Source organism: Streptomyces clavuligerus (genome assembly GCF_005519465.1).
Taxonomy (GTDB): Bacteria; Actinomycetota; Actinomycetes; order Streptomycetales; family Streptomycetaceae; genus Streptomyces; species Streptomyces clavuligerus.
Genome location: NZ_CP027858.1, coordinates 6,484,700 through 6,506,446 on the forward strand (window position 1 = coordinate 6,484,700; position 21,747 = coordinate 6,506,446).

13 protein-coding genes are annotated in these 21,747 nt (G+C 77.3%); 11 read left to right on the forward strand and 2 right to left on the reverse strand.

Annotation, left to right across the window (positions count from 1 at the left end; genetic code table 11):
• Nucleotides 1-5 precede the first annotated feature (5 nt).
• From CRV15_RS37480 to CRV15_RS37490, 4 genes are all read left to right on the forward strand, one after another.
• On the forward strand, nucleotides 6-3,179 hold the full coding sequence (locus CRV15_RS37480) for an AAA family ATPase (protein ID WP_078564384.1): 3,174 nt from the start codon (nucleotides 6-8) through the stop codon (nucleotides 3,177-3,179).
• Nucleotides 3,073-6,030: a helix-turn-helix transcriptional regulator gene (locus CRV15_RS37485; RefSeq protein ID WP_129555070.1), complete on the forward strand. Its 2,958-nt coding sequence runs from the start codon at nucleotides 3,073-3,075 to the stop codon at nucleotides 6,028-6,030. The genes CRV15_RS37480 and CRV15_RS37485 overlap by 107 nt, the downstream gene beginning before the upstream one ends.
• 144 nt (nucleotides 6,031-6,174) lie before the next feature.
• Entirely contained in the window at nucleotides 6,175-6,345 is a 171-nt protein-coding gene (locus CRV15_RS36060) for a hypothetical protein (RefSeq protein WP_162925201.1), read from the forward strand.
• Between the two features lie 139 nt (nucleotides 6,346-6,484).
• Nucleotides 6,485-6,754, forward strand: a complete 270-nt coding sequence (locus CRV15_RS37490) for a zf-HC2 domain-containing protein (protein WP_044972136.1) — start codon at nucleotides 6,485-6,487, stop codon at nucleotides 6,752-6,754.
• Between the two features lie 872 nt (nucleotides 6,755-7,626).
• On the opposite strand, the gene CRV15_RS27285 is transcribed toward CRV15_RS37490, so the two are convergent.
• Complete coding sequence (locus CRV15_RS27285; protein WP_003959319.1) at nucleotides 7,627-9,600, reverse strand: type VII secretion protein EccE; 1,974 nt, start codon at nucleotides 9,598-9,600, stop codon at nucleotides 7,627-7,629.
• Nucleotides 9,601-9,915: 315 nt separating this feature from the next.
• On the opposite strand from CRV15_RS27285, the gene CRV15_RS27290 reads away from it, so the two are divergent.
• The 4 genes from CRV15_RS27290 (at nucleotide 9,916) to CRV15_RS27305 (ending at nucleotide 14,985) form a co-directional block, all read left to right on the forward strand.
• The gene (locus CRV15_RS27290) at nucleotides 9,916-11,157 is read left to right on the forward strand and encodes a permease (protein WP_009995144.1); all 1,242 of its coding nucleotides are present in this window, start codon (nucleotides 9,916-9,918) and stop codon (nucleotides 11,155-11,157) included.
• Nucleotides 11,158-11,274: 117 nt separating this feature from the next.
• Nucleotides 11,275-12,264 carry an oxygenase MpaB family protein gene (locus CRV15_RS27295; protein ID WP_009995143.1) on the forward strand — a complete coding sequence of 330 codons (990 nt, stop codon included), beginning with the start codon at nucleotides 11,275-11,277 and terminating at the stop codon, nucleotides 12,262-12,264.
• Nucleotides 12,234-14,507, forward strand: coding sequence for a serine/threonine-protein kinase (locus CRV15_RS27300; protein ID WP_003959316.1), 2,274 nt, complete (start codon nucleotides 12,234-12,236; stop codon nucleotides 14,505-14,507). Before CRV15_RS27295 ends, CRV15_RS27300 begins: the two co-directional genes overlap by 31 nt.
• A gap of 52 nt (nucleotides 14,508-14,559) precedes the next feature.
• Entirely contained in the window at nucleotides 14,560-14,985 is a 426-nt protein-coding gene (locus CRV15_RS27305) for a RidA family protein (RefSeq protein WP_003959315.1), read from the forward strand.
• 616 nt (nucleotides 14,986-15,601) lie between these two features.
• On the opposite strand, the gene CRV15_RS27310 is transcribed toward CRV15_RS27305, so the two are convergent.
• Nucleotides 15,602-17,569 carry a serine hydrolase domain-containing protein gene (locus CRV15_RS27310; RefSeq protein ID WP_003959314.1) on the reverse strand — a complete coding sequence of 656 codons (1,968 nt, stop codon included), beginning with the start codon at nucleotides 17,567-17,569 and terminating at the stop codon, nucleotides 15,602-15,604.
• 178 nt (nucleotides 17,570-17,747) lie between these two features.
• Here CRV15_RS27310 and CRV15_RS27315 point away from each other — a divergent pair, with 178 nt between their 5' ends.
• From CRV15_RS27315 to CRV15_RS27325, 3 genes are all read left to right on the forward strand, one after another.
• Nucleotides 17,748-18,851 (forward strand): NAD(P)H-dependent flavin oxidoreductase, encoded by a 1,104-nt coding sequence (locus CRV15_RS27315; RefSeq protein ID WP_003959312.1) that lies wholly within the window; start codon nucleotides 17,748-17,750, stop codon nucleotides 18,849-18,851.
• A 3-nt stretch (nucleotides 18,852-18,854) separates the two neighbouring features.
• Nucleotides 18,855-20,405, forward strand: a complete 1,551-nt coding sequence (locus CRV15_RS27320; RefSeq protein WP_003959311.1) for an acyl-CoA synthetase — start codon at nucleotides 18,855-18,857, stop codon at nucleotides 20,403-20,405.
• Nucleotides 20,406-20,493: 88 nt separating this feature from the next.
• Nucleotides 20,494-21,609: a calcium:cation antiporter gene (locus tag CRV15_RS27325; RefSeq protein ID WP_003959310.1), complete on the forward strand. Its 1,116-nt coding sequence runs from the start codon at nucleotides 20,494-20,496 to the stop codon at nucleotides 21,607-21,609.
• Nucleotides 21,610-21,747 lie beyond the last annotated feature (138 nt).

The following is a 21,747-nucleotide window of genomic DNA, read 5'->3' on the forward strand; positions in this document are numbered from 1 at the left end:
TTCCGGTGGCACAGCACAACGGGGAACCCGTCCGCGCCGGACGGGAGGACCAGTTCCAGCGCGTGCGCGAACTGCTCAAGAACGCCGCCGCGGGACACGGCGCGAGCCTGCTCGTCGACGGAGAGCCCGGCTCCGGCAAGAGCACGCTGCTCGGCCTTGTCGCGGAGGAGGCCACCCGGCTGCGCTGCCGGGTGTTCGCCGGAGCGGCCCGGGAGACCGGCCCCGCCCCGCTGGGCGCCCTCCTCGACTGTCTGGAACCCGACCTGCCCACCGAGGACATCCGCCGCGCCGCCCAGGGCGGCGGCCCCCCGGCCGGTGCCGTCCGCCGCTTCTTCGCGCTGATCGCCCAGGTCTGCCGTACCGCCCCCGTCGTCCTGGTCCTGGACAACCTCCACCAGGCCGACGACGCCAGCCAACTGGTGTGGCGGCGGCTCACCGAGGCCGCAGCGCGCAGGCCCCTGCTGCTCGTCGCCGCCACCCGCGGCGCCCCCGGCGCCCCGCTGCCCCCCGCCGCGGCCCGTGCCGCCGCCGACGCCGGTGCCGCCCGGCTCACCCTGGCGCCGCTCGGCCTCTGCGAGACCGCCCGCCACGCCGAACGCGTCCTCGGCGCACCGCCGGGACCCCGGCTGCTGCGCCGCCTCGGCGACACCGGGGGCAACGCGCGCCACCTCGGCACCCTCCTCGCCGCCCTCGCCGGGGCCGGGGCCGTACGAGTCACCGCCGACACCGCCGAACTCGACCCCGCGGGCGCCCCGGACACCCCCGGCCTGCTGGGCGCCACCCCCCTGGAGCCACGGCCCGGCGCCCCGGACCGTACCGCCCCCGACCGTTCCGCCCCGGGCCGGGCGGCCGACGACGGGCACCTCGCCCACGGCCCCCCGTACCCGCTGCCGCCCGCGCTCGCCGCGGCCCTCACCGACCGGCTCGGCCCGCTCTCCCCGGACGCCCGCACCCTGGTGCGCGTCGCCGCCCTCCTCGACGCCCCCTTCCCCCGCACGGAACTCGCCGTCGCCCTCGACCGCGCCCCCGAGGCACCGCTCCCCGCCCTCGGCGAGGCCCTCGCCGCCGGAGTCGTCGAGGAGACCGAACCCCCGCAGCACCGGCTGCGCTTCCGGGACGAACTCACCCGCCAGGCCGTGTGGACCGGGGTCCCCGCCACCGTCCGCGCCGCCCTCCACGGCCGGACCGCCCGCTCCCTCGCCGCCCTCGGCGCCCCCGCGCACCGCGTCGCCGCCCATCTGCTGCCCGCCGACCGGACCGGCGACGACTGGGCCACCGACTGGCTGCTGCGCCATCTCGGCGAACTCCTGCGCCACCACCCCCGGGCCGTCGTCGGCCTCGCCGCGCGCCACCTCCACCGGGTGCCGCCCGAGGACCCCGGCCACGCCCGGCTCCAGGACGCCGCCGCCCACGCCGCGTATCTGCTCGGCCTGCCCGACGCCGTGACCCGGGCCCGGGAGCTGTACGACCGCGCCGCCGACCCCGCGCGCCGCTCCCGGCTCGGCTTCCTCACCGCCCTCGCCCTGCTCCAGGACGGCCGCCCCGCCCAGGCCCACCCCCTCGTGGACGAGGCCCTCGCCGTCCACGCCCTCCCCGGCCGCCCCGCGCGGACCGCCCGCTTCCTCGCCCTGCGCGCCGCCCTGCTCTGCGGGGGCCGCCGTCTCGACGAGGCCCGGACCCTCGCCGACCAGGCCCTGGAGCGCTCACTCGCCGTACGGGCCCCCGTCGCCGAGGCGTACGCCCGTTCCGTCCGCGCCCAGTTGCTCACCCACGCGGGCGACCACCCGGCGGCGCTGCGGGAGTCCGTCCGCGCCCGCACCGCCGCCCGGCGGCGCGCGGAGACCCGCGACATCCAGCTCGTCCAGACCCTCCTCGGCGCCCATCTCCTCGGGGTGCACGACCGCGACGGCGAGGCCCGCGCCCTGCTGGAGGAGGCCAGGGCGCTCGCCGACAGCACCGGTTCGCCCGCCCGGAAGGCATGGGCGCACACCGTCTCCGCGCGCTTCCACTACCGCGCCGGGCACTGGGACGAGGCCCTCGACGACCTCGACCTCGGACGCTCGCTGCCCGCCCCCTGGCAGCCCTCCCCGCCGTACGGGCTCGACGCCGTGATCCTCGTCGGCCGGGACCGCCGCGACGCGGCCAGGGCCGCGCTCACCGCCGCCCGCGCCGCCGCGCCCGCCGGGACCGACCCCGGCTATCTCCCGCTCGCCGAGGCCCTGCTCGCCGAACGCGACGGCGACCCGCACGGCGCGCTCGCCGCCCTCCGGGACGCGCTGTGCGAGGAGCCCCCCGGCCGCTGGAGCCACCGGGCCTTCTGGCTCCCCGACACCGTCAGGATCGCCCTCGCCCTCGGCGACCGGACGCTGGCGGCCACCGCAGTGACCCTCGCCGGGGCCCTGGCGGACACCGCGCCGGGCGAACGGGGCCCCCGCGCGCTCGCCCAGCGCTGCCGGGGCCTCGCCGAGGGCGAACCCGGGGCGCTGCGCGCCGCCGCCGACCACTACCAGCGCCAGGGCATGCGGCTCTGTCTCGCCCGCACCCAGGAGGACCTCGCCGCCGTGCTGGCCGCGCAGGGCGACACCGACGGGGCCCGCCGCGGCCTCAACCACGCCGTCGACCTCTACCAGCTTCTCGCCGCCCACTGGTACACCGCCCGCGCCGACGCCCGGCTGCGTGCCCTCGGGGTCCGCCGCGGCCCCCGGGGCGCCCGGGGCCGCCCCCGCACCGGCTGGGACGCCCTCACCCCCACCGAACTGAAGGTCGCGCTCCTCGTCGCCGAAGGCCGCTCCAACCCCGAGGCCGCCGCCGAACTGCTGCTCTCCCCGCGCACCGTCCAGACCCATGTCTCGCACATCCTCACCAAGCTCGGCGCCCGCACCCGTATCGACATCGGCAGGGAAGCGGGCCGCCGACGGCCGCTGAACGGACCGGCGGCCCCGCCCCGCGGGGCCGCCCCGGCCCCCGCGCCCGCCACCGGAAAGGAGACCGACGACCGTGAAGGCCGTGACGACGGGGAGGGCCCGCGGCGACGACGGCGTCTGGACCGGCAGAGCCCCCGAGACACAGCGGTTGAGCCGGTACATCGCGGAACTGGCGAGCGGCCGGGGGCACTCCGTGCTGATCGAGGGCGAACCCGGCATCGGGAGGACCGCGCTGCTCCACCGGGCCCGGCTTGAGGCCCGGCGGACCGGCCGCACCACCCTCGCCGCGACGGCCGAGGACGGGCACACCCCCCTGCGCCCCGTCCTCGAAGCCCTCGCCCGGCCCGGACCCGTCCGCCCCGTGCTGCGCGCCCTCGCGGCCGGACTGCTCCGCGGCCCCCAGCCCCGTATCCCCGCCACCGCCGCCGGGGAACCCGATCCCGCCCTCGCCGAACGGGTCCTCGACCTGATCCGCCGGGTCACCGACGAGGGACCGCTGGCCCTTCTCCTCGACGACCTCCACCGCGCCGACCCCACCACCCTGCTGCTGTGGCAGCGGCTCGCCCGGCGCACCGCCCGGCTGCCCCTGCTGCTCGTCGCCACCGCACGCCGCCTCCCCGGCCCCGGCGGCCCCGGTGGATTCGCCGGCCTCCGGCGCGACCTCCTCGACGCGGGAACCACCCTGCTCACCCTGGCCCCGCTCGCCGACGACGAGGCCCGCGCGCTCGTCGGCGCCCTCACCGGCGCCCCGCCCGGCCCCGAACTCCGCGAACGGATCGACCGGGCGGGCGGCAACCCCCACTGGATACGGACGCTGCTCCCCCCCGACCGCACGGAACGGAACCCGGCCCCTCCGACCCCCCTGGCCCCTCCGACCCTTCCTAACCCTCCGGTTCCTCCGGCTCTCCCGGGCCCCGCGGCCCGTCCGGCCGACCCGCCCACCGGCACCGGCTCAGGCTCCGGCGGCAGCTCCGGCAGCTCCGGCAGCTCCGGCAGCTCCGGCAGCTCCGGCAGCGGCGGCTCCGGTCCCGCTGCCGCCACCGGCCTCGCCGCCGTCGCCGACGGTCTCGTCGACGGCGCGACCCGGGACACCCTGCGCACCGCCGCCCTCCTCGGCCCCGCCTTCACCGCCGCCGAACTCGCCGCCGTCACCGGACGGCCACCGCTCGACCTGCTGGACCCCCTCGACGACGCCCTCGCCGCCGGAGTCCTCGTCGACACCGGCGACCACCTCCGCTTCCGCCTCCCCGCGCTCGCCGAGGCCCTGCGCGCCACCGTCCCCGCCCCCGAGCGCGCCGAACACCACCGCGCCGCCGCCCACGCCCTGGCCGCGGCGGGCGCGGACCTCGAACGCGTCGCCGGACAACTGCTCCCGATCGCCGGAACCCTCACCGCCGACCGGGACGGCTGGGCCTTCGACTGGCTCGCGGGCGCCGCGCCCCACCTCGCCGAACAGGCCCCCGGCAGCGCCGTCGGCCTGCTGCGCCGCTGTCTGGCCCGGCTCCCCGCCGACGACCCCCGGCACGCCGCCCTCAAGGAACACCTCGCCCACGCCGCCCTGTTGCTGCGCGGCCCCGCGAGCACCGCGACCCTGCGCGGACTCCTGGACGAGACCACCGCACCCGAGGCCCGCGTCCAGCTCACCGCCGCGCTCGCCCACGGCCTGTACGTCCAGGGCCGCTGGGCCGACGCCCTCGCCGCCCTCGACCGGGCCGAGCGCACCGGAGCCGCCGACGCCGCCTGGGCCCCGCTCTTCCAGGGGCTGCGCGCCACGATCCACCACGGCGCCGGTCACAGCGAGCGGTGCGCGGTCCTCGCCCGGCAGGTCATCGCCGACGCCCGGTCCGGACGGCACCCCTTCGGCGAGGCATACGGGCGGCACGCCCTGTCCTGCGCCCTGCTGCGGGACCGGCGCACCGAGGCGGCCCTCGCCGAGAACACCCTCGCCCTGCGCGCCGCCGCACGGGTGGACCGGACCGGCGCCCGCTGGCTCACCTGCACCCTCACCGACCTCCGCGTCACCATGCTGCTCTACCGGGCGGTCATGCTCGGCCTGGTCGACCGGCCCGAGGAGGCGCGGTCCGCGCTCGACCGGGCCCGGGACGAGACGGCCGGCCGGGCCACCGCCGATCAGCTCGGCGGCATCACCGTGACCGCCGCGCTCCTCGACTACACCACCGGCCGCTGGGACGACGCCCTCGCCCGGCTGGACCGGCAGCCCGACCCCGTCGACCCCTGGCTCCCCTCCCTCCGCCACAGCGTCGCCGCCCTCGTCCACGGCCACCGCGACCGGGGCGCCGACGCCCGGGCCCACTGCGAGGCCGCCGCCGGGCGGACCACCCCCTGCGGCTCGCACAGCAACCGCGGGGGCTATCCCCTCATGGCCCGCGCGCTGCTGGCGGAGCGGTCCGGCCGCCCGCACGAGGCGCTGGCGGTCCTGCTCCCCACCCTCGACCCCGGCTACGCCCGCGACCTGGACCAGCGCTTCCAGTGGATGCCCGACATCGTGCGGCTCGCCCTGCGCACCGGGGACGGGGCCACCGCGCGCGCCGCCGCCGTCATCAGCGCCGGGGAGGCCGACCGCGAACACCACCCGGCGCGGACCGCCGCCGCCGCACGCTGCCGGGGGCTCGTGGACGCCGACCCCGGCCCGCTCGCCGAGGCCGTCGCCTACTACCGCGGGGTCGCCCGCCCGCTCGACCTCGGCCAGGCCCTGGAGGACGGCGCGGCCGTCCGGGCCGCGCTCGGCGAACCGGCGGCGGCCAGGGAACTGCTGCAACAGGCCCTGGAACGGTACGCGCGGCTCGGCGCGGCCTGGGACGCCCGGCGCGCCGTCGGGCGGCTGCGGGCCCTGGGCGTCCGTACGGGCCCCCGGGCCGCCCGGAACGGACGCCCGTCCACCGGCTGGGCCGCCCTCACCCCCGCCGAGCTGAGAGTGGCCCACCGGGTGGCCCAGGGCCGCTCCAACCCCGAGATCGCGGCGGAGCTGTTCCTCTCGCCGCGCACCGTCCAGACCCATGTCTCCAGCATCCTCACCAAACTCGGCGCCCGCTCCCGTACCGAGGTGGCCCGCCAGGCCGCCGAACGCTCCTCCCAGCACCCCTGACCGACCGGCCCGGCCGGACCGCACGACCCCGCCCGGAGCGGTCGGCGCGTACGTCGCGAGGGGGGCGCGCGGCCGTGAACCCGCGCCCCCGTCACGCCGTGCTCCGGAGGGAGAGTTCCATCTCCTGACCTGTGAGGATTCCGCATGGCACCGCACGATCCCCAGAGCCCGTACGGCCCCGCGCACCCGCCGACGGGCGCGCCGGACACCGCCATCGGCGGCGGCGCCACGCCCACCGGCCCCAGGGCCCCCAGAGGTACGGCCCGTACCTCCTGTCGACTGACGGCGCACGAGGGGGGCCGGGCCGACGGGTGAGCGGGAGACCGGTGCCGACGGCGACACGCCGACGGCCCTTTCGGCCCTTGTTGTTGTGCGGCACCTGTCCGCAGAATGGCCCCGGGGGCGGGCCGGAGGATGGCTCCGGTGCGCCGGAGCACACGAATCGGGGGCCTGCGTGACTGAGCCGCACCGGGCGGAAGCCCATGTGAAGCTGTTGCTGGGGGCGTATGTGCTCGACGCGCTCACTCCGGAGGAGGACCGGGTGGTGGCGGCCCATGTCCAGTGGTGCGCCGACTGCCGCGCCGAATACCTCGAACTGGCCGAACTGCCGATGCTGCTCGCCGCCTTCGGCGGGGCGGGCCCGGTGATTCCGCCACCGCTGCCACCCGCGGCCCGGGACGACGGACCGGGCCCGGAGGACCGGGGCCCCGGCCCGTTCGCCTAGGGAGCGGCGTCCGGACCGGGCCGGATCGGGCCGGATCGGGCAGCGGGTCCGGCCGGGGGCGGTTCCCGCTCGCGGGGGAGGGCGTCCCGCGGTGGGGCCCCGCGCCGTGCCGGGGTGTCTCCCGAGCCGCCGGGCCCGGGGGGAGCGCGGTGCCGGGCACCCGGGCCCGGCAGGATCGGAGCAACACCCCCGGCCGCTCGTCGGCGTCCACCGTCCCGGGGCCCGGGACGCGCCCTGCGCACCCGGAGCGCATGCCCCGGCCCCGGACGGCTCTTCCGGTCCGGCGCCCGGCCGTGCCCAGGGGCCGGGTTCCGTATCCGGCCGGTGCGTCCTGCGGATACGGGAGCGCGGGGCGCCGTTCCGCCACGAGGGCTTCGGACAGGGGTCTGCCGCCCGGGAGCGCCCGGGGCGTCCTCGTCCGCCGGAGCCCGTGCCCCGCTCGGGTCCGGTCGCCGGCGGGGCCGCGGCAGCCGGTGCCTCCCCTGGTGCCGCGCCGGGCGCTGATCCCCCGGCGGTCCCTTCGGACCACGGACGGCACATGTCGTCGGCAGGGCGCCGTCCTCCCGGCAGGCGGTCCGGCGGGGGTGTCTCCCGGGCTTCTGGGCCCGGGGAGGGCCGTGCCGGGGCACCCGGACGGACAGGGCGCCGACGACCCGGCCCCCGACCCCTCCGCGGTGCCCGGGGCTCAGGGCCCGTGAGCGCGGGGGCGCTTTCCGGCCGTCGGCGTGCGTGGCTCACATCCGTGCGTCGGCGGGTCGCCGGTGCGGCGGCGGGCGGTTCCCGGCGGTCCTTTCCGGCCACGGCCGGGACTCCCCGGTGCGCGGTACGGGGCGCCGCCCCCTCCCGGCGGCGCCCCGTGTTCCGTGCGGGGGTCAGGCACCGTGGCTGACGGGGCGGGCCGGGACCGTGAGGTGTTTCTCCGCCGGGACCGGCCGCACCCACAGGGTCCGCAGGCTGCCCGCCCGGATCAGCGCGGTGGCGTCCCCCGGCAGCAGCGGCAGCGTCCGCAGCGCGTCGGCGGGCAGCCCGTACGCCTCGGCGAGCTGACGCGCGAGCGGCGGGGCGAGCCGGGGGGCGAGGACGGCGTCGTACCGGCCGAGGGCGCGGGCGCCGCCGGGGGCGCGGTGGTGCAGGCTGATCCCGATCTGCCAGGCGCCGAGATCGGGCCGGGGCGCGCCGCAGCTCCCGGTGAACTCGTCGACGACCACCACCGGCCGCAGCGGACCGCCGGGCGGGGGAGTCGCGCCGCCCGGCAGCCCCACCACCAGCCGGGCCGGATCGGCGCCGGACGTCCGCAGCAGCCGGGCCCACACCTGCGGATGGGGCGAGCGCACATGCACCTCGGCCCCCGCCGTCAGCAGCCGGAAGACCAGCAGCGCGGCCCGTTCGTGCGGCACCAGCACCCCCAGCCGCAGGGGTTCGCGGCGCAGCAGCTCCACGGGGCTCGGCCGCCCGTCCCGATCGGTGCCGAGGACGACCCCCGCGGCCCGGGCCGCCGGTCCGGCGGGCACCGCGCACCGGAGCGGCCGTCCGGTGGACAGCCCCAGGGGGAGGGTGGCGAGCAGCCCGGCGGCGTGTCCGCCGTCCAGGCGCTCCAGGCACCAGGTCCGGCCACCGGACACGAGGTCCGCGGGGAACGGCGCGTCGGCGGTCCCCGGGGTGCCGGGGTCGTCCGCGACGGTCGTGACCCGCACCGCCGCCGTCCACAGCGCGGGCCCGGTGAGGGTCACCGCCAGGGCGGTCGCCCGGACGGGAAGCTCCGTCAGCAGCTCCAGCAGCGCGGTGAGTCCGGCCCCGCCGGGTTCCTGGAGGCGGTACGTGACATGGCGCACGCCCGCGGCCCGCACCCCGTACCGGGACTCGGTGACGCCCGCGGGCCCGGCGGCCCGCGCGGCGATCCGCTCCCCGCCCGGGTCGCCGTCGCAGCACGCGGCGGACGGGGCCGGGTGACCGGTCCACGGGTACGGGGCCGCCGGACCGCCCTCCGGGTCGGGCCCCTCCGGCACCGGCGGCAGCCCGGCGGCCTCCGCCAGCGCCTCGGTGGCCTCGGCCGCGTCCAGGACCCTCGCCCCGAACCCGGCCCGCTCCAGGACGGTCACGGCGGCCGACGCGGCCCGGCGCAGCGCCCGCAGGGCCCCCGGCTCGTCGCAGCCCCGGGACGCGAGGTCCCCGGGGCCCGGCGCCCCGCCCAGCCGCAGGGCGACCCAGGTCTGCCGGAGCAGCGGCAGGGGTTCCGTGTTGAGCTGCCGGTACGCGGTGGCGCACAGCCCGGACGCCGCGTCCGCCCCACCGGGTGCGGTGACGCCGTGGACCAGGAGCTGCACCGACTCCAGGGCGACACCGTCCAGCCGGAGGAGCCCGCCGAGTCCGCGCAGCGGCAGCCGCCGCCCGGCACCCCGTTCCACGGCGATCAGACAGACCCAGGCCCGGCCGTCGTGCACGGCGCCCAGCCGCCCCCGGCCCCGCCCCTCGGCCCGGTGCACCTCCAGCTCCGGCAGCAGCTCCCGCAGCGGGGCGAGCGGTCCGGCGGGCCGCGCGCCGCCCGGCCGTCCGCGGTGGCGCAGCGGAGCCCCCAGCAGCTCGCACAGCCGCCGCCACCGCGGCCGTACCGTGACCGTCACGCCGAGGACGAGGGCGGCGAGCAGCGCGCCGCCCCGTACCGGGCCGGAGCCGAGCGCCGCCGCGGCGGTCAGCGCCCCGCTCGCCTCCCACAGGAGCAGGCGGGTGAGCGGAACACCCGACACCGGTCTGCGGCGGTGCCGCCTGCCGATGAGATGCCGCAGCGCACCGGCGGGCCGCGGTGCCGCGGGGGAGTCGTTCGCCGGTCGAGGCGCCGTCACGGTCATGGTGGTCGTGTGTCCCTTCGGTGCGGCGTGGGCCGCTGCCGTCCGGGCCGGGCCCCTGCCGGACCGGCCCCCGGGCGCGTGCCGGGTCTGACGGACAACACGGACGGGAGCCGCCTTCCGCTCAATTTTTCGGCCGCCCGGCCCATACGCCCGGTGGCGCACCGCGTCCCGCCGGGCACCGCGCCCTGTCCCGCCGTCCCCGGTCGCCGCCGTGCGGGACGGCGACCGGGGACGGTCCGGGGCGCGGCGGCGCCGGGCCGGCGCGTGCGGCGTGTCGGCCCCCGGACGGTCGCCTCCCCCCGGGAGGATGCGGGCGTGTTCCCCGCCCTCGCCCATGCGCTGGCCCTCGCCGGGGCCATGGCCTGGGAGATCACCTGGGCCCTGATCCTCGGCTTCGCCCTCTCCGCCGTGGTGCAGGCGCTGGTGCGCAGATCCACCGTGGTGTCCCTGCTGGGCGACGACCGGCCGCGGACGCTCGCCGTGGCCGCCGCCCTCGGGGCCGCCTCCTCGTCCTGCTCGTACGCCGCCGTCGCGCTCGCCCGTTCCCTCGTCCGCAAGGGCGCGGACTTCACCGCGGCGATCGCCTTCCAGATCGCCTCCACCAACCTGGTCGTCGAACTCGGAGTGATCCTCGCGCTGCTGATGGGCTGGCAGTTCACGCTCGCCGAGTTCATCGGCGGACCGGTCATGATCGCCGTACTCGCGGTGCTGTTCCGCCGGCTGCTCGACGACGGCTCGCTGCGCGCGGCGCGGCGGCAGGCGGACCGGGGCCTCGCCGGGTCCATGGAGGGCCACGCGGCCATGGACATGTCCCTGCCGTCCACCGGCCCCTTCGCACGGCGGCTGCTCTCCCCGGCGGGGTACACCGCGGTCTCCCGGGTCTTCGTGATGGAGTGGGCGGCGGTCCTGCGGGACCTGGTGCTGGGGCTGCTGATCGCCGGCGCCGTCGCCGCCTGGGTGCCGGACTCCTTCTGGCAGGGCTTCTTCTTCACCGGCCATCCGCTCGCCGAGAAGGTGTGGGGCCCGCTGATCGGCCCGGTGGTGGCCGTCGCCTCGTTCGTCTGCTCGATCGGCAACGTGCCGCTCGCGGTGGTGCTCTGGCAGGGCGGCATCAGCTTCGGCGGGGTGATCGCCTTCCTCTTCGCCGATCTGCTGATCCTGCCCGTCCTGAACATCTACCGCCGCTACTACGGCGCGCGGATGGCGCTCTTCCTGGCGGCCACGCTCTACGCGGCGGCGGTCGTCGCCGGGTACACGGTCGAGCTGCTCCTCGGCGCGCTCGGCCTGATCCCGGACCGGGCCGGGGCCGTGCTGCCGCGGACCGGCGTCACCTGGAACGACACCACCGTCCTCAACCTGGTCTTCCTGGCCCTGGCGGCGGCGCTGCTGGTGCGCTTCCTCCGTACCGGCGGGGCGGCGATGCTGCGGATGATGGGGGGACCTCCGGGACCTCCGGGACCTCCGGGACCTCCGGGACCTCCGGAGCCTCCGGCGTCCCCCCGGCCCCCGGGGCCGTCGGGGCCCGCTGGATCTTCCGGGACCTCCCCGGGCGCCTGAGCGCCCGTACCTTCCGTACGGCGAGGGGTTGACGACGGCCGCGCCGCCGGGCAGCGTCCGGGGAACACCTGTCCGATGCAGCGTGCCGGGCAGGGCCGTCCGAGGGGGGAGCCGCCCATGCCCACGGCAGACGACCGGAAACCGCCGACGCCGCGCTCACCGGGGGCCGGGGAGCGGCCCGACCCGGGCCTCTTCGGCCCCGACTCCGTCATCTGGCAGATGCACGGCGACCCGATGATGTGGATCGCCGGGGTCCGCGCCCTCTACCTCCAGGCGCTGCACCCGCGCGCCGTCCGGGGCATCCTGGAGTTCTCCGACTTCCGCCATGACGCCTGGGGCAGGCTCATGCGCACGGCCCAGTTCGTCGGGATCGTCACCTACGGCACCACCGAGGCCGCCGAACGCGCCGCCGCCAAGGTCCGGGGCATCCACGCCCGGCTCAAGGCCACCGACCCGGCGACCGGCGAACGCTACGGCGTCGACGAACCCGAGCTGCTGCTCTGGGTGCACTGCGCCGAGGTCGACTCCTACCTCCATGTCCTGCGCCGCTCCGGCTTCCCGATCGGCGCCGCCCTGGCCGACCGCTGCGTCCGCGAACACCGCGAACGCGCCCGGCTGGTCGGGCTCGACCCCGAGCGGGTGCCCGCCACCACCGCCGGGCTGGCGGCCTACTTCGAGCGGGTCCGCCCGCTGCTGACCGCGGGCCCCGACGCCCGCGCCGTCGAGGACTTCCTGCGCCGTCCCCCCGTCCCCGCGCCGCTCGTCCCCGCCCGCGCGCTGCTGTGGCGCAGGATCAGCGCCCTCGCCTACGCCTCCCTGCCCCCGTACGCCCATGAGCTGTACGGGCGGCCCGCGCCCGCGCCCGAACGCGTCACCCGCGGACTCGTCGGCACCGGCAGAGTGCTGCGCGCGGTGCCCGCGGGGCTGCGCTGGCGGGTGCCGCCGGGCCAGATCGTGGGCGCGATGGCCCGTCTCGGCCCCGGCGCCCGCCCCACCCCGTACAAACTGCGCGACCCCGGGGCCATACTGGACCCACCGGAGAGAGCGGGGCACGGCGACGGGGGCGGCAGCGCGCGATGGGGGACACGGGGACGCGGACCGGGCTGATCCAGGGCCGGTACCGACTGGTCGAGGTCATCGGCCGGGGCGGCATGGGCGAGGTCTGGCGCGCCGTGGACGAGGCACTGGGGCGGAGCGTCGCGGTCAAGTGCCTCAAACCGATGGGGCCGTCCCAGCACGACGCCGGGTTCACCACGGTACTGAGGGAACGGTTCCGCCGTGAGGCCCGTGTCGCCGCGGCCCTCCAGCACCGCGGCGTGACCGTCGTCCACGACTTCGGCGAGTACGAGGGCGTGCTCTATCTCGTCATGGAACTGCTGGAGGGCCGCAACCTCAGCCAGCTCCTGGAGGACAACGGCCGCCGTCCGCTGCCCGTCGCCGAGATCGTCGACATCGCCGGACAGGTCGCCGACGCCCTCGCGTACACCCATGGCCGGGGCATCGTCCACCGCGATCTGAAACCCGCCAACATCATGCGGCTCGACGACGGCACGGTGAAGATCTGCGACTTCGGCATCGCCCGGCTCGGCCAGGGCATGGGCATCTCCTCCCGGCTCACCGGCGTGGGCGTCGCCATGGGCACCCCGCACTACATGTCCCCCGAACAGATCGGCGGCGGGGAGGTCGACCACCGCAGCGACCTCTACTCGCTGGGGTGCGTGCTCTACGAGATCGCCACCGGCGCGCCGCCCTTCGACCACGAGGACGCCTGGGCCGTCCTCGTCGGGCACCGGGACACCGTGCCGCAGCCGCTCCGTGCCCACCGGGGGGACATCCCCGGCGCCTTCGAGCGGATCGTGCTCGACCTGCTCGCCAAGTCCCCCGGGGAGCGCCCCGCCGACGCCGGGGAGCTGCGGCGGCGCATCGTGCCCGCGGGCGCCCCCGGGAGCGGGCGCGCGGCCCCCGCCGCCGTGCCGCTGCCGCCGTGGACCCGGGGCATGACCGCGGGCCGCCCGGCCCCCGCTGCCGGGCTGCGCCTTGCCCTGCCCGACCACACCGCCGGGCTGACCGCCGAGTGGACGACCACCGCCGACCCGCGCGGCGCGCTGCCGCGCCCGGCGGCGGCCCCGGCGCGCCCCGCCCCGCCGGCGGAGCTGCTCTCCCAGCTCGCGGGGCGGCACAACGCGGGGCTGAGCCTCGGCAGGCTGGGCCGCTGGGAGGAGGCGGGCGAGGTCCACCGCGCGGTCGCCGCCGAGCGGGGGCACGCCCTCGGCCCCGACCACCCCGACACGCTCGCCAGCCGGTACGAGATCGGTTTCAGCCTCAGCAGGACCGGGCGGGCCGAGGACGCGCTGCGGGAGTTCCGCCGGGTCGCCGAGGGCCGGGAGCGCACCCTCGGCGCGGACCACCCCGACACGCTGGCCGCCCGGCAGGAGACCGCCTACGTCCTCGGCCAGCTCGGACGGCACTTCGAGGCCAACGACGTCTACACGGCCGTGCTCGCCGCCCGGGAGCGGACCATGGGCGCCGGGCACCCCGACACCCTGCGCTGCCGCCACAACCTCGCCTTCAACCTCAGCAGACTGGGCCGTCTTGAGGACTCCCACCGGATGGCGGGCGACGTGGCCTCGGCCCGCGCGGCGGTGCTGGGCGCCGAGCACCCGGACACCCTCGTCACCCGGTACGAGGTGGCCTACGCCCTGGGGCGGCTCGGCCGCTGGACGGAGGCGCTGGAGACCTACCGGGACGTGGCCGGGGCCCGGGGGCGCGCCCTCGGCCCCGACCACCCCGACACGCTCGCGGCCCGCTACGAGGTCGGCATCAGCCTGGGACGGCTCGGCCGGGGCGCGGAGGCGCTGGAGCTGTACCGGGAGCTGGCGGCGGACCGGGTCCGGGTGGCGGGGCCCGAGGACCCGGAGACCCTGCGCGCCCGCCACGGCATCGGGGTCAACCTGGGCAGGCTCGGCCGCTGGGACGAGGCCCTGGCCCAGGCCCGCGAGGTGAGCGCGGTGCGCGCCCGGGTGCTGGGCGAGGACCACCCCGACACCCTGGTCAGCCGACGGGAGGTCGCGGTGGGCCTGGGCTGGCTCGGCCGCTGGGACGAGGCGCTGACCGTCTACCGGGAGGTGGCCGCGGGCCGGGAGCGGGTGTTCGGCGCCGACCACCCCGAGGCGCTCGCGGGCCGCAACGACGAGGCGCACTGTCTGGAACAGCTCGGACGGCACACGGAGGCCATGGAGCTGTACCGCCGGGTCGCCGCCCTGCGCGGGCGGCGTGGCACCCAGGGCGGCCGGGACCTGTCCTGGGCCCCCGGCCGGGAGCCCGCGCACCCCGTGCCCCCGGGGCCCTGACCAGGACGGGCAGCCCGGTGACAGAGGCCAACGGCCATGTGATCATGGCCGGATGACGACCCAGCATCTACGGCACATCCACAGCCCCGAGGGGGTGGCCCCGGCGACCGGCTACACCCATGTGGTCACCGGCACCGGCCGGTTCGTGGCGGTCTCCGGCCAGCTCGCCCTCGACGGGAACGGCGCCCTCGTCGGCCCCGGCGACCCGCTGGCCCAGGCCCGCCAGGTCTTCGCCAATCTGCGCCGCTGCCTCGCGGCGGCGGGCGCGACCTTCGACGACGTGGTCAAACTGACGTACTACATGGCCGATGTCGCCCATCTGGCCGAGACCGCGATCGCCCGGAACGAGGTGATGGACCCCACCCGGCTCCCGGCGTCGTCCGCCTTCCAGGTCGTCTCGCTGGTGTCCCCCGACTTCCTGATGGAGATCGAGGCCTTCGCGATCGTCCCACCCGACCGGAAGCAGCCCCCGTCCTGACGCCCCGGAAGGCGGCGGCCCCCGCCGGGGAACGGGTGCGGGCGCGGTACCGCGATCCCCGGCCGGGCGCACGAGCCGCCCGCCCGGCCCCGGCCGTGAGTGGCGCCGTTCCGGCCCGGCCGCCGTGCGGGTCCTCCCGCACCTCTGCCGGTGACGGCCGCCCCCTCCCGCCCGGCAGCGGCGGGGAGCCGGTGGGCACCGGCCCGGGCACGGGGGCGCCTCCCGGGGCGGACGACGCCATGTCGACGGCGCTCCTCGGGGTCCGCCCGACGGTGCGGGGCCGTGTGCCGGACACCGCACCCCTGGCTGACGCCCGGGCGCCGGGCCCGGCGTCGCCGTCGGTCGCGCTGTGCGGGCACGGGAGGAGACACCCCGCAGCGGGACGCTCCCCCGCAGGCGGGCGGAACCGCCCCGACCGGCCCGATCCGTCGGACCGCCCCGGTCCCGGTCCCGGACCTGGGGCGCGTCCTCCCCGACCACCGGGAGCCGGGCAAGTGCCCCGGGCCTGGGGGAGACACGCGCCGGAATCCGCCCCTCCGTGCCTGCGGTGCTGTCCCGGCCGTGAGTGGCCCCGTTCCGGCCCGGCCGGATGGCACGCCCCCGGACACGGGCCCGCTCAGTCCGCGGACGCCGTCCAGCCGTCCGTCCCGATGCGGGCCGCGTCCCGGGGGCGGGAATCGTCGAAGAGGGTCCGCCCCGCGGACTCGACGCGGATCGCGTCGACGTAGACGCCCCGGCCGCCGATCGGGCCCGGTGCCGAGTAGCGCCAGCGCAGACGCACCCCGGTGCCGGTGCCGGTGCCGGTGCCGGTGCCGGTGGCGTTCGGCGGCGGCCAGGCGGAGAGGTCCGCCGTCAGCCGGTGCCAGATCCGTCCGGACCAGCCGCTCACCGTGCCGGTGGGATGGGCGGTCGGCGCCCCGTCCCCCCCGTCCCCCTCCGCGGGGACGGTCACGAAGGGCACCGGCCGCCAGGTGGCGCCGCCGTCGCCCGACCCCTCCAGGGTCAGGGTGTCCGACGGCGGTTCGGTGTCCCACCACAGGGCGCAGCACAGCCGGGCGCGCCCCGCGCCGCCGAGGGCCAGCGGCGGCAGCGTGAGGGTACCGGCCCCGCTGGTGGTGAGGCCGGAGAACCAGGCCGTACGGCCGCTCGCCGGGCGCACGGGCACCGCGCGCGCCAGATGTCCGGCGGCGGTGGCCCGGGGCGCGCTGCCCGAGCGCCAGCGGCGGACGGGGTGCACGGAGTTGCCGAGGACGACGAGGAACGAGTCCGTGGTGCGGTCGATGACGATGCTGGTGCCGGTGAAACCGGTGTGACCCGCGGTGTGGGGGGTGGCCATCGCCCCCATGAACCAGTGCTGGTACAGCTCGAAGCCCAGCCCGTGCTCGTCCCCGGGGAACGCGGTGTTGAAGTCGCTGAGCATGAGGTCCACGGAGGCGGGCCGCAGAATCCTGGCCCGCCCGTAGGACCCGCCGTTGAGGAGGGTGCGGGCGAGCACCGCGAGATCCCAGGCGGGGGCGAACACCCCGGCGTGGCCCGCCACCCCGCCGAACGCGTAGGCGTTCTCGTCGTGCACCTCGCCCCGGATCAGCCCCCGGTCCAGGCCGGACCACGGGGGCCGGGCGTCCTCGGTGGCGGCGATCAGGGGCCGCCAGGAGGCGGGGGGATTGAAACGCGTGCGGTGCATCCCGAGCGGAGCGGTGATCTCCTCGTGGAGCAGCGCATCCAGCGGGCGACCGCTGAGCCGTTCCAGGATGAGCTGGAGCGCGATGAGATTGACGTCCGAGTAGAGGTACGCGCTCCCCGGCGGCTTCGCCGGAACCTCCTCCCACAGCATCCGCAGCCGCCCCTCCGGGGTCGGTTCCCGGTGGAAGGGGAGCCAGGAGCGCAGCCCCGAGGTGTGGGTCAGCAACTGGCGTACGGTGATCTCCGCCTTGCCCGCCGCGCCGAACGGGGGCAGATAGCGCGCGGCGGGCGCCTCCAGCTCCAGTTCGCCGCGCTCGACCTGGCGGGTCGCGAGGATCGCGGTGAAGAGTTTGGAGACGGAGGCGAGGTCGAAGACGGTGTCCCGGGTCATCGGGACGCGCTGCTCCGGGGGGAGTTCGACGCCGGTGTCGGTCCGCTCGTCGTATCCGGAGTAGCGCAGGGCCCAGCCGATGGGACGGTGCAGGGCCACGGTGCCGCCGCGCCCGGCGAGCAGGACGGCCCCCGCGTACCAGGGCCGGGCGGGGGAGGGGCCGAGATACCGTTCGGCGTCGGTGACCAGGTGTTCCAGCGGGCCGGGGAGCAGCCCGGCCCGCTCGGGGGTGCCGGGGCGCAGGGTCGTCCGCCGTCCGCCGCGCACGGTGTCCGCGCGCTGCCCCGGGGCCCCGCCCGCGCCGTGCCCCGCCGTCCGTGTCCCGCCGGGGCCTCCGGCCGGTCCGCCGCCCGCCGCCGCCTCAGCGAAGGGCAGGGGCGTCAGGGCCAGCGCGCCGCCCAGGGCCAGGACCCCGCCCCCCAGGCGCCGTCTGCTGAGCCCGCTGAGCCCGCTGAGCCCTCTCGGTCCTCCGGTCCCCGCCGTGCCCGCTTCCGTGCCGCCCTCGGTCATCCGCCAACCACTCCTGAAAGTATTTTTTGGAATCTCGATCAACTTCGATCGGCAGAGAAACTTTCTGCCGCCGCCCGGGGGCTGTCAACCACCCCGGCGCCCGTACCCCGGCAAAGAATCTGACGCTTCATCAGAATTTCTCTTCCCTCGCCCCTGCCGCTGCGGCATCCTGCCGCTCATGAAGACGGAGCTGAGCACAGCCCTCGGGATCGAGCACGCGCTCTTCGGCTTCACGCCGTTCCCCGCGGTCGCCGCCGCCCTCAGCCGTGCGGGCGGCCTCGGTGTCCTCGGCGCCGTCCGCTACTCCGACCCTGACGACCTCAGGCGCGACCTCGACCGGCTGGAGCGGCACTGCGGCGGCCGGCCCTGGGGCCTCGACGTCGTCATGCCCGCGCACCGGGCGGCGGGCGACACCGAGGCCGAGGCCGAGGCCATGATCCCCGACGGGCACCGCCGTTACGTCCAGGAGATCCTGGACCGGCACGGCGTACCGGAGCTGCCCGGGGACGAGCGCGGCGGCTGGCGGATCACCGGCTGGATGGAACAGGTCGCCCGCCGCCAGCTCGACGTCGCGTTCGACTACCCCGTACGGCTGCTCGCCAGCGCCCTGGGCCCCCCGCCCCCGGACGTCGTCGCCCGCGCCCGCGGCCACGGTGTCAGGACCGCCGCCCTCGCGGGCAGCGCCCGCCACGCCCGCCGCCACGCCGAGGCCGGGATCGACATCGTCGTCGCCCAGGGGTACGAGGCGGGCGGCCACACCGGCGAGATCGCCACCATGGTGCTCACCCCCGAGGTCGTGGCCGCCGTCGACCCGCTGCCCGTGCTCGCCGCCGGAGGCATCGGCAGCGGGGAGCAGATCGCCGCCGCGCTCGCCCTGGGCGCCCAGGGCGTCTGGCTCGGCTCCCTGTGGCTCACCACCACCGAGGCCGAACTCCCCTCCCGCGCCCTCACCGCCAGACTCCTCGCGGCGGGCTCCGGCGACACCGTCCGCTCCCGCGCCCTCACCGGCAAACCCGCCCGCCAGCTCCGCACCGCCTGGACGGACGCCTGGGACGACCCCGAGGGCCCCGGAGCCCTCCCCATGCCGCTCCAGGGGCTGCTGGTCGCCGACGCCGTCTCCCGGATCCAGCGGTACGAGGCCACCCCCCTGCTCGGCACCCCCGTCGGACAGATCGTCGGCAGCATGACGTCCGAGCGCTCCGTCCGGGCCGTCGTCGACGATCTGACCCGGGGTTTCGAACGGGCCGTCACCCGGCTGCACCGCATCGCCGGAAGGAGCTGACCGATGCCCGAACCGCCCAACGGATTCTGGGCCCAGGCGGCGGCCGACCCCGAACGGGTCGTCCTCACCGCGCCCGACGGCACGCGCTGGACCGCCGGCCGGCTGCACACGGCCGTGAACCGGATGGTCCACGGGCTGCGCGCGGCCGGACTCGACCGGGGCGACGCCTTCGCGGTCGTCCTCCCCAACGGCGTCGAACTGTTCACCGCCCACCTCGCCGCCGCCCAGGCCGGTCTCTATCTCGTCCCCGTCAACCACCATCTGGTCGGCTCCGAGATCGCCTGGATCGTCGCCGACTCCGGGGCCAGGGCCCTCGTCGCCCATGAACGCTTCGCCGGGGCGGCCGTCACCGCCGCCGACGCGGCCGGGCTCCCCGCGAGCCACCGCTACGCGGTCGGGACCGTCCCCGGCTTCCGCCCCTACGGGGAACTTCTCGCGGGACACCCCGGCACCCCGCCCGCGGACCGCACCCTCGGCTGGGTCATGAACTACACCTCCGGCACCACCGGACGCCCGCGCGGAATCCGCCGCCCCCTGCCCGGGAAACTCCCCGAGGAAACCCATCTCGGCGGCTTCCTCGGCTTCTTCGGCATCCGGCCCTTCGGCGACAACGTCCATCTGGTCTGCTCCCCGCTCTACCACACGGCCGTGCTCCAGTTCGCCGCCGCCTCCCTCCACATCGGCCACCCCCTGGTCCTCATGGACCGCTGGAGCCCCGAGGAGATGCTCCGGCTGATCGAGGAACACCGCTGCACCCACACCCATATGGTCCCCACCCACTTCCACCGGCTGCTCGCCCTGCCCGCCGCGGTACGCGCCCGCTACGACGTCGGCTCGATGCGGCACGCCATCCACGGCGCCGCCCCCTGCCCCGCCCAGGTGAAACGGGCGATGATCGACTGGTGGGGGACGTGCATCGAGGAGTACTACGCCGCGAGCGAGGGCGGCGGCACCTTCGCCACCGCCGACGACTGGCTGAAACGGCCCGGCACCGTCGGCCGCGCCTGGCCCATCAGCGAGATCGCCGTCCTCGACGACAACGGCGAACGGCTGCCCCCGGGCGAGGAGGGCACCGTCTATCTGCGGATGTCCACCGGGAGTTTCCGCTACCACAAGGACGAGGCCAAGACGGAGCGCGCCCGCGTCGGGGAGTTCTTCACCGTCGGCGATCTCGGCGTGCTCGACGAGGACGGCTGGCTGTTCCTGCGCGACCGCAAGATCGACATGATCATCTCCGGTGGGGTCAACATCTACCCCGCCGAGATCGAGTCCGCGCTGCTCGCCCACCCCGCCGTGGCGGACGCCGCCGTCTTCGGCATCCCGCACCCGGAGTGGGGCGAGGAGGTCAAGGCGGTCGTCGAACCCGCCGGGGGACAGCGGCCGGACGAGGCCCTCGCCGCCGACATCCTCGCCCACTGCGCCCGGCTGCTCGCCTCCTACAAACGCCCCCGGACCGTCGACTTCACCACCGCCCTGCCCCGCGACCCCAATGGCAAGCTCTACAAGCGCACCCTGCGGGACCCCTACTGGGCGGGCCGCGACCGGGCCGTCTGAACCGCCCGCGCACCCGCGGGGCCGCCCGCTGACCCCGTTGGCGCAACAGCCCGCGCGCCCGGCGCCCCCGGCTGGCAGCGTGGCGGGCATGACGCCCGGCACGGCACGGCAGACGCCCGGCACGGCACGGCGGTGGACGACCTCCTGGGTGCCGCTCGTCGCGATCGTCGCGCTCGCCCTGGGCTGGGGCCGGGAGCTGCCCGGCTTCGCGCTGGCGCTCATCGGCCTCTGTCTGATCGGCGCCGTGCTCGCCGCCGTCCACCACGCCGAGGTCATCGCCCACCGGGTCGGCGAGCCCTTCGGCTCCCTGGTGCTCGCGGTCGCCGTCACCGTCATCGAGGTCGGGCTGATCGTCACCCTGATGGCGGAGGGCGGCGACAAGGCGTCCACCTACGCCCGCGACACCGTCTTCGCCGCCGTCATGATCACCTGCAATGGGATCGTGGGCATCTCCCTCCTCGTGGGCACCCTCCGCAACCGGGTCGCCGTCTTCAACGCGGAGGGCTCCGGCGGCGCCCTCGCCACTGTGTGCACGCTCGCCACCATGACACTGGTGCTGCCCACCTTCACCACCAGCCACCCGGGGCTGGAGTTCACCGGTGGGCAGCTCGCGTTCGCCGCCGTCTCGTCCCTGTGTCTGTACGCGCTGTTCGTCGGCGTGCAGACGGTGCGGCACCGCGACTACTTCCTCCCCGTGCGCACCGGCGCCGGGGAGTGCGGGCCCGACGACCACGCTCCGCCGCCCGGCGGCCGGGAGACCCTGTCGAGCGTGGTGCTGCTCGTCGTGGCGCTCATCGCCGTGGTCGGGAACGCCAAGCTCGTCTCGCCCGCCATCGAGGGCGCCGTGGACTCCGCCGGGCTGCCCAAGGCCGTCGTCGGTGTGGCGATCGCCCTGCTGGTCCTGTTGCCCGAGACCCTCGCGGCGGCCCGCGCCGCCCGCCGCAACCGGCTCCAGACCAGTCTCAACCTCGCCTACGGCTCCGCCATCGCGAGCATCGGGCTGACGATCCCGTCGATCGCGCTGGCCTCGATCTGGCTGTCGGGGCCGCTGGTGCTGGGCGAGGACGCCGTCCATATGGTGCTGCTGGCGCTCACGGCCGTGGTCAGCGCCCTGACTGTCGTCCCGGGCCGGGCGACCCTGCTCCAGGGCGGGGTGCACCTGGCGCTCTTCGCGGCCTTCGTCTTCCTGTCCTTCAGCCCCTGAGCCGCCGCGCTCCCGCCGCCGCACCCCCGGCGTCCCGCGCCCCCTGAGCCGCCGCGTTTCCCGCCCCCCGCGCCGCCGCACCCCCGGCGTCCCGCGCCGCGGAGCCGCCGGGTGCCGGGTCCGGCGCGGCTTCGGCCC

Bases quoted from the DNA above. Each gene is read 5' to 3' on its own strand.
- CRV15_RS36060 (WP_162925201.1), top strand. From the start codon at position 6,175: ATGGCACCGCACGATCCCCAGAGCCCGTACGGCCCCGCGCACCCGCCG.
- CRV15_RS27285 (WP_003959319.1), bottom strand. From the start codon at position 9,600: ATGACCGTGACGGCGCCTCGACCGGCGAACGACTCCCCCGCGGCACCG.
- CRV15_RS27295 (WP_009995143.1), top strand. From the start codon at position 11,275: ATGCCCACGGCAGACGACCGGAAACCGCCGACGCCGCGCTCACCGGGG.
- CRV15_RS27300 (WP_003959316.1), top strand. From the start codon at position 12,234: ATGGGGGACACGGGGACGCGGACCGGGCTGATCCAGGGCCGGTACCGA.
- CRV15_RS27305 (WP_003959315.1), top strand. From the start codon at position 14,560: ATGACGACCCAGCATCTACGGCACATCCACAGCCCCGAGGGGGTGGCC.
- CRV15_RS27310 (WP_003959314.1), bottom strand. From the start codon at position 17,569: ATGACCGAGGGCGGCACGGAAGCGGGCACGGCGGGGACCGGAGGACCG.
- CRV15_RS27315 (WP_003959312.1), top strand. From the start codon at position 17,748: ATGAAGACGGAGCTGAGCACAGCCCTCGGGATCGAGCACGCGCTCTTC.
- CRV15_RS27320 (WP_003959311.1), top strand. From the start codon at position 18,855: ATGCCCGAACCGCCCAACGGATTCTGGGCCCAGGCGGCGGCCGACCCC.
- CRV15_RS27325 (WP_003959310.1), top strand. From the start codon at position 20,494: ATGACGCCCGGCACGGCACGGCAGACGCCCGGCACGGCACGGCGGTGG.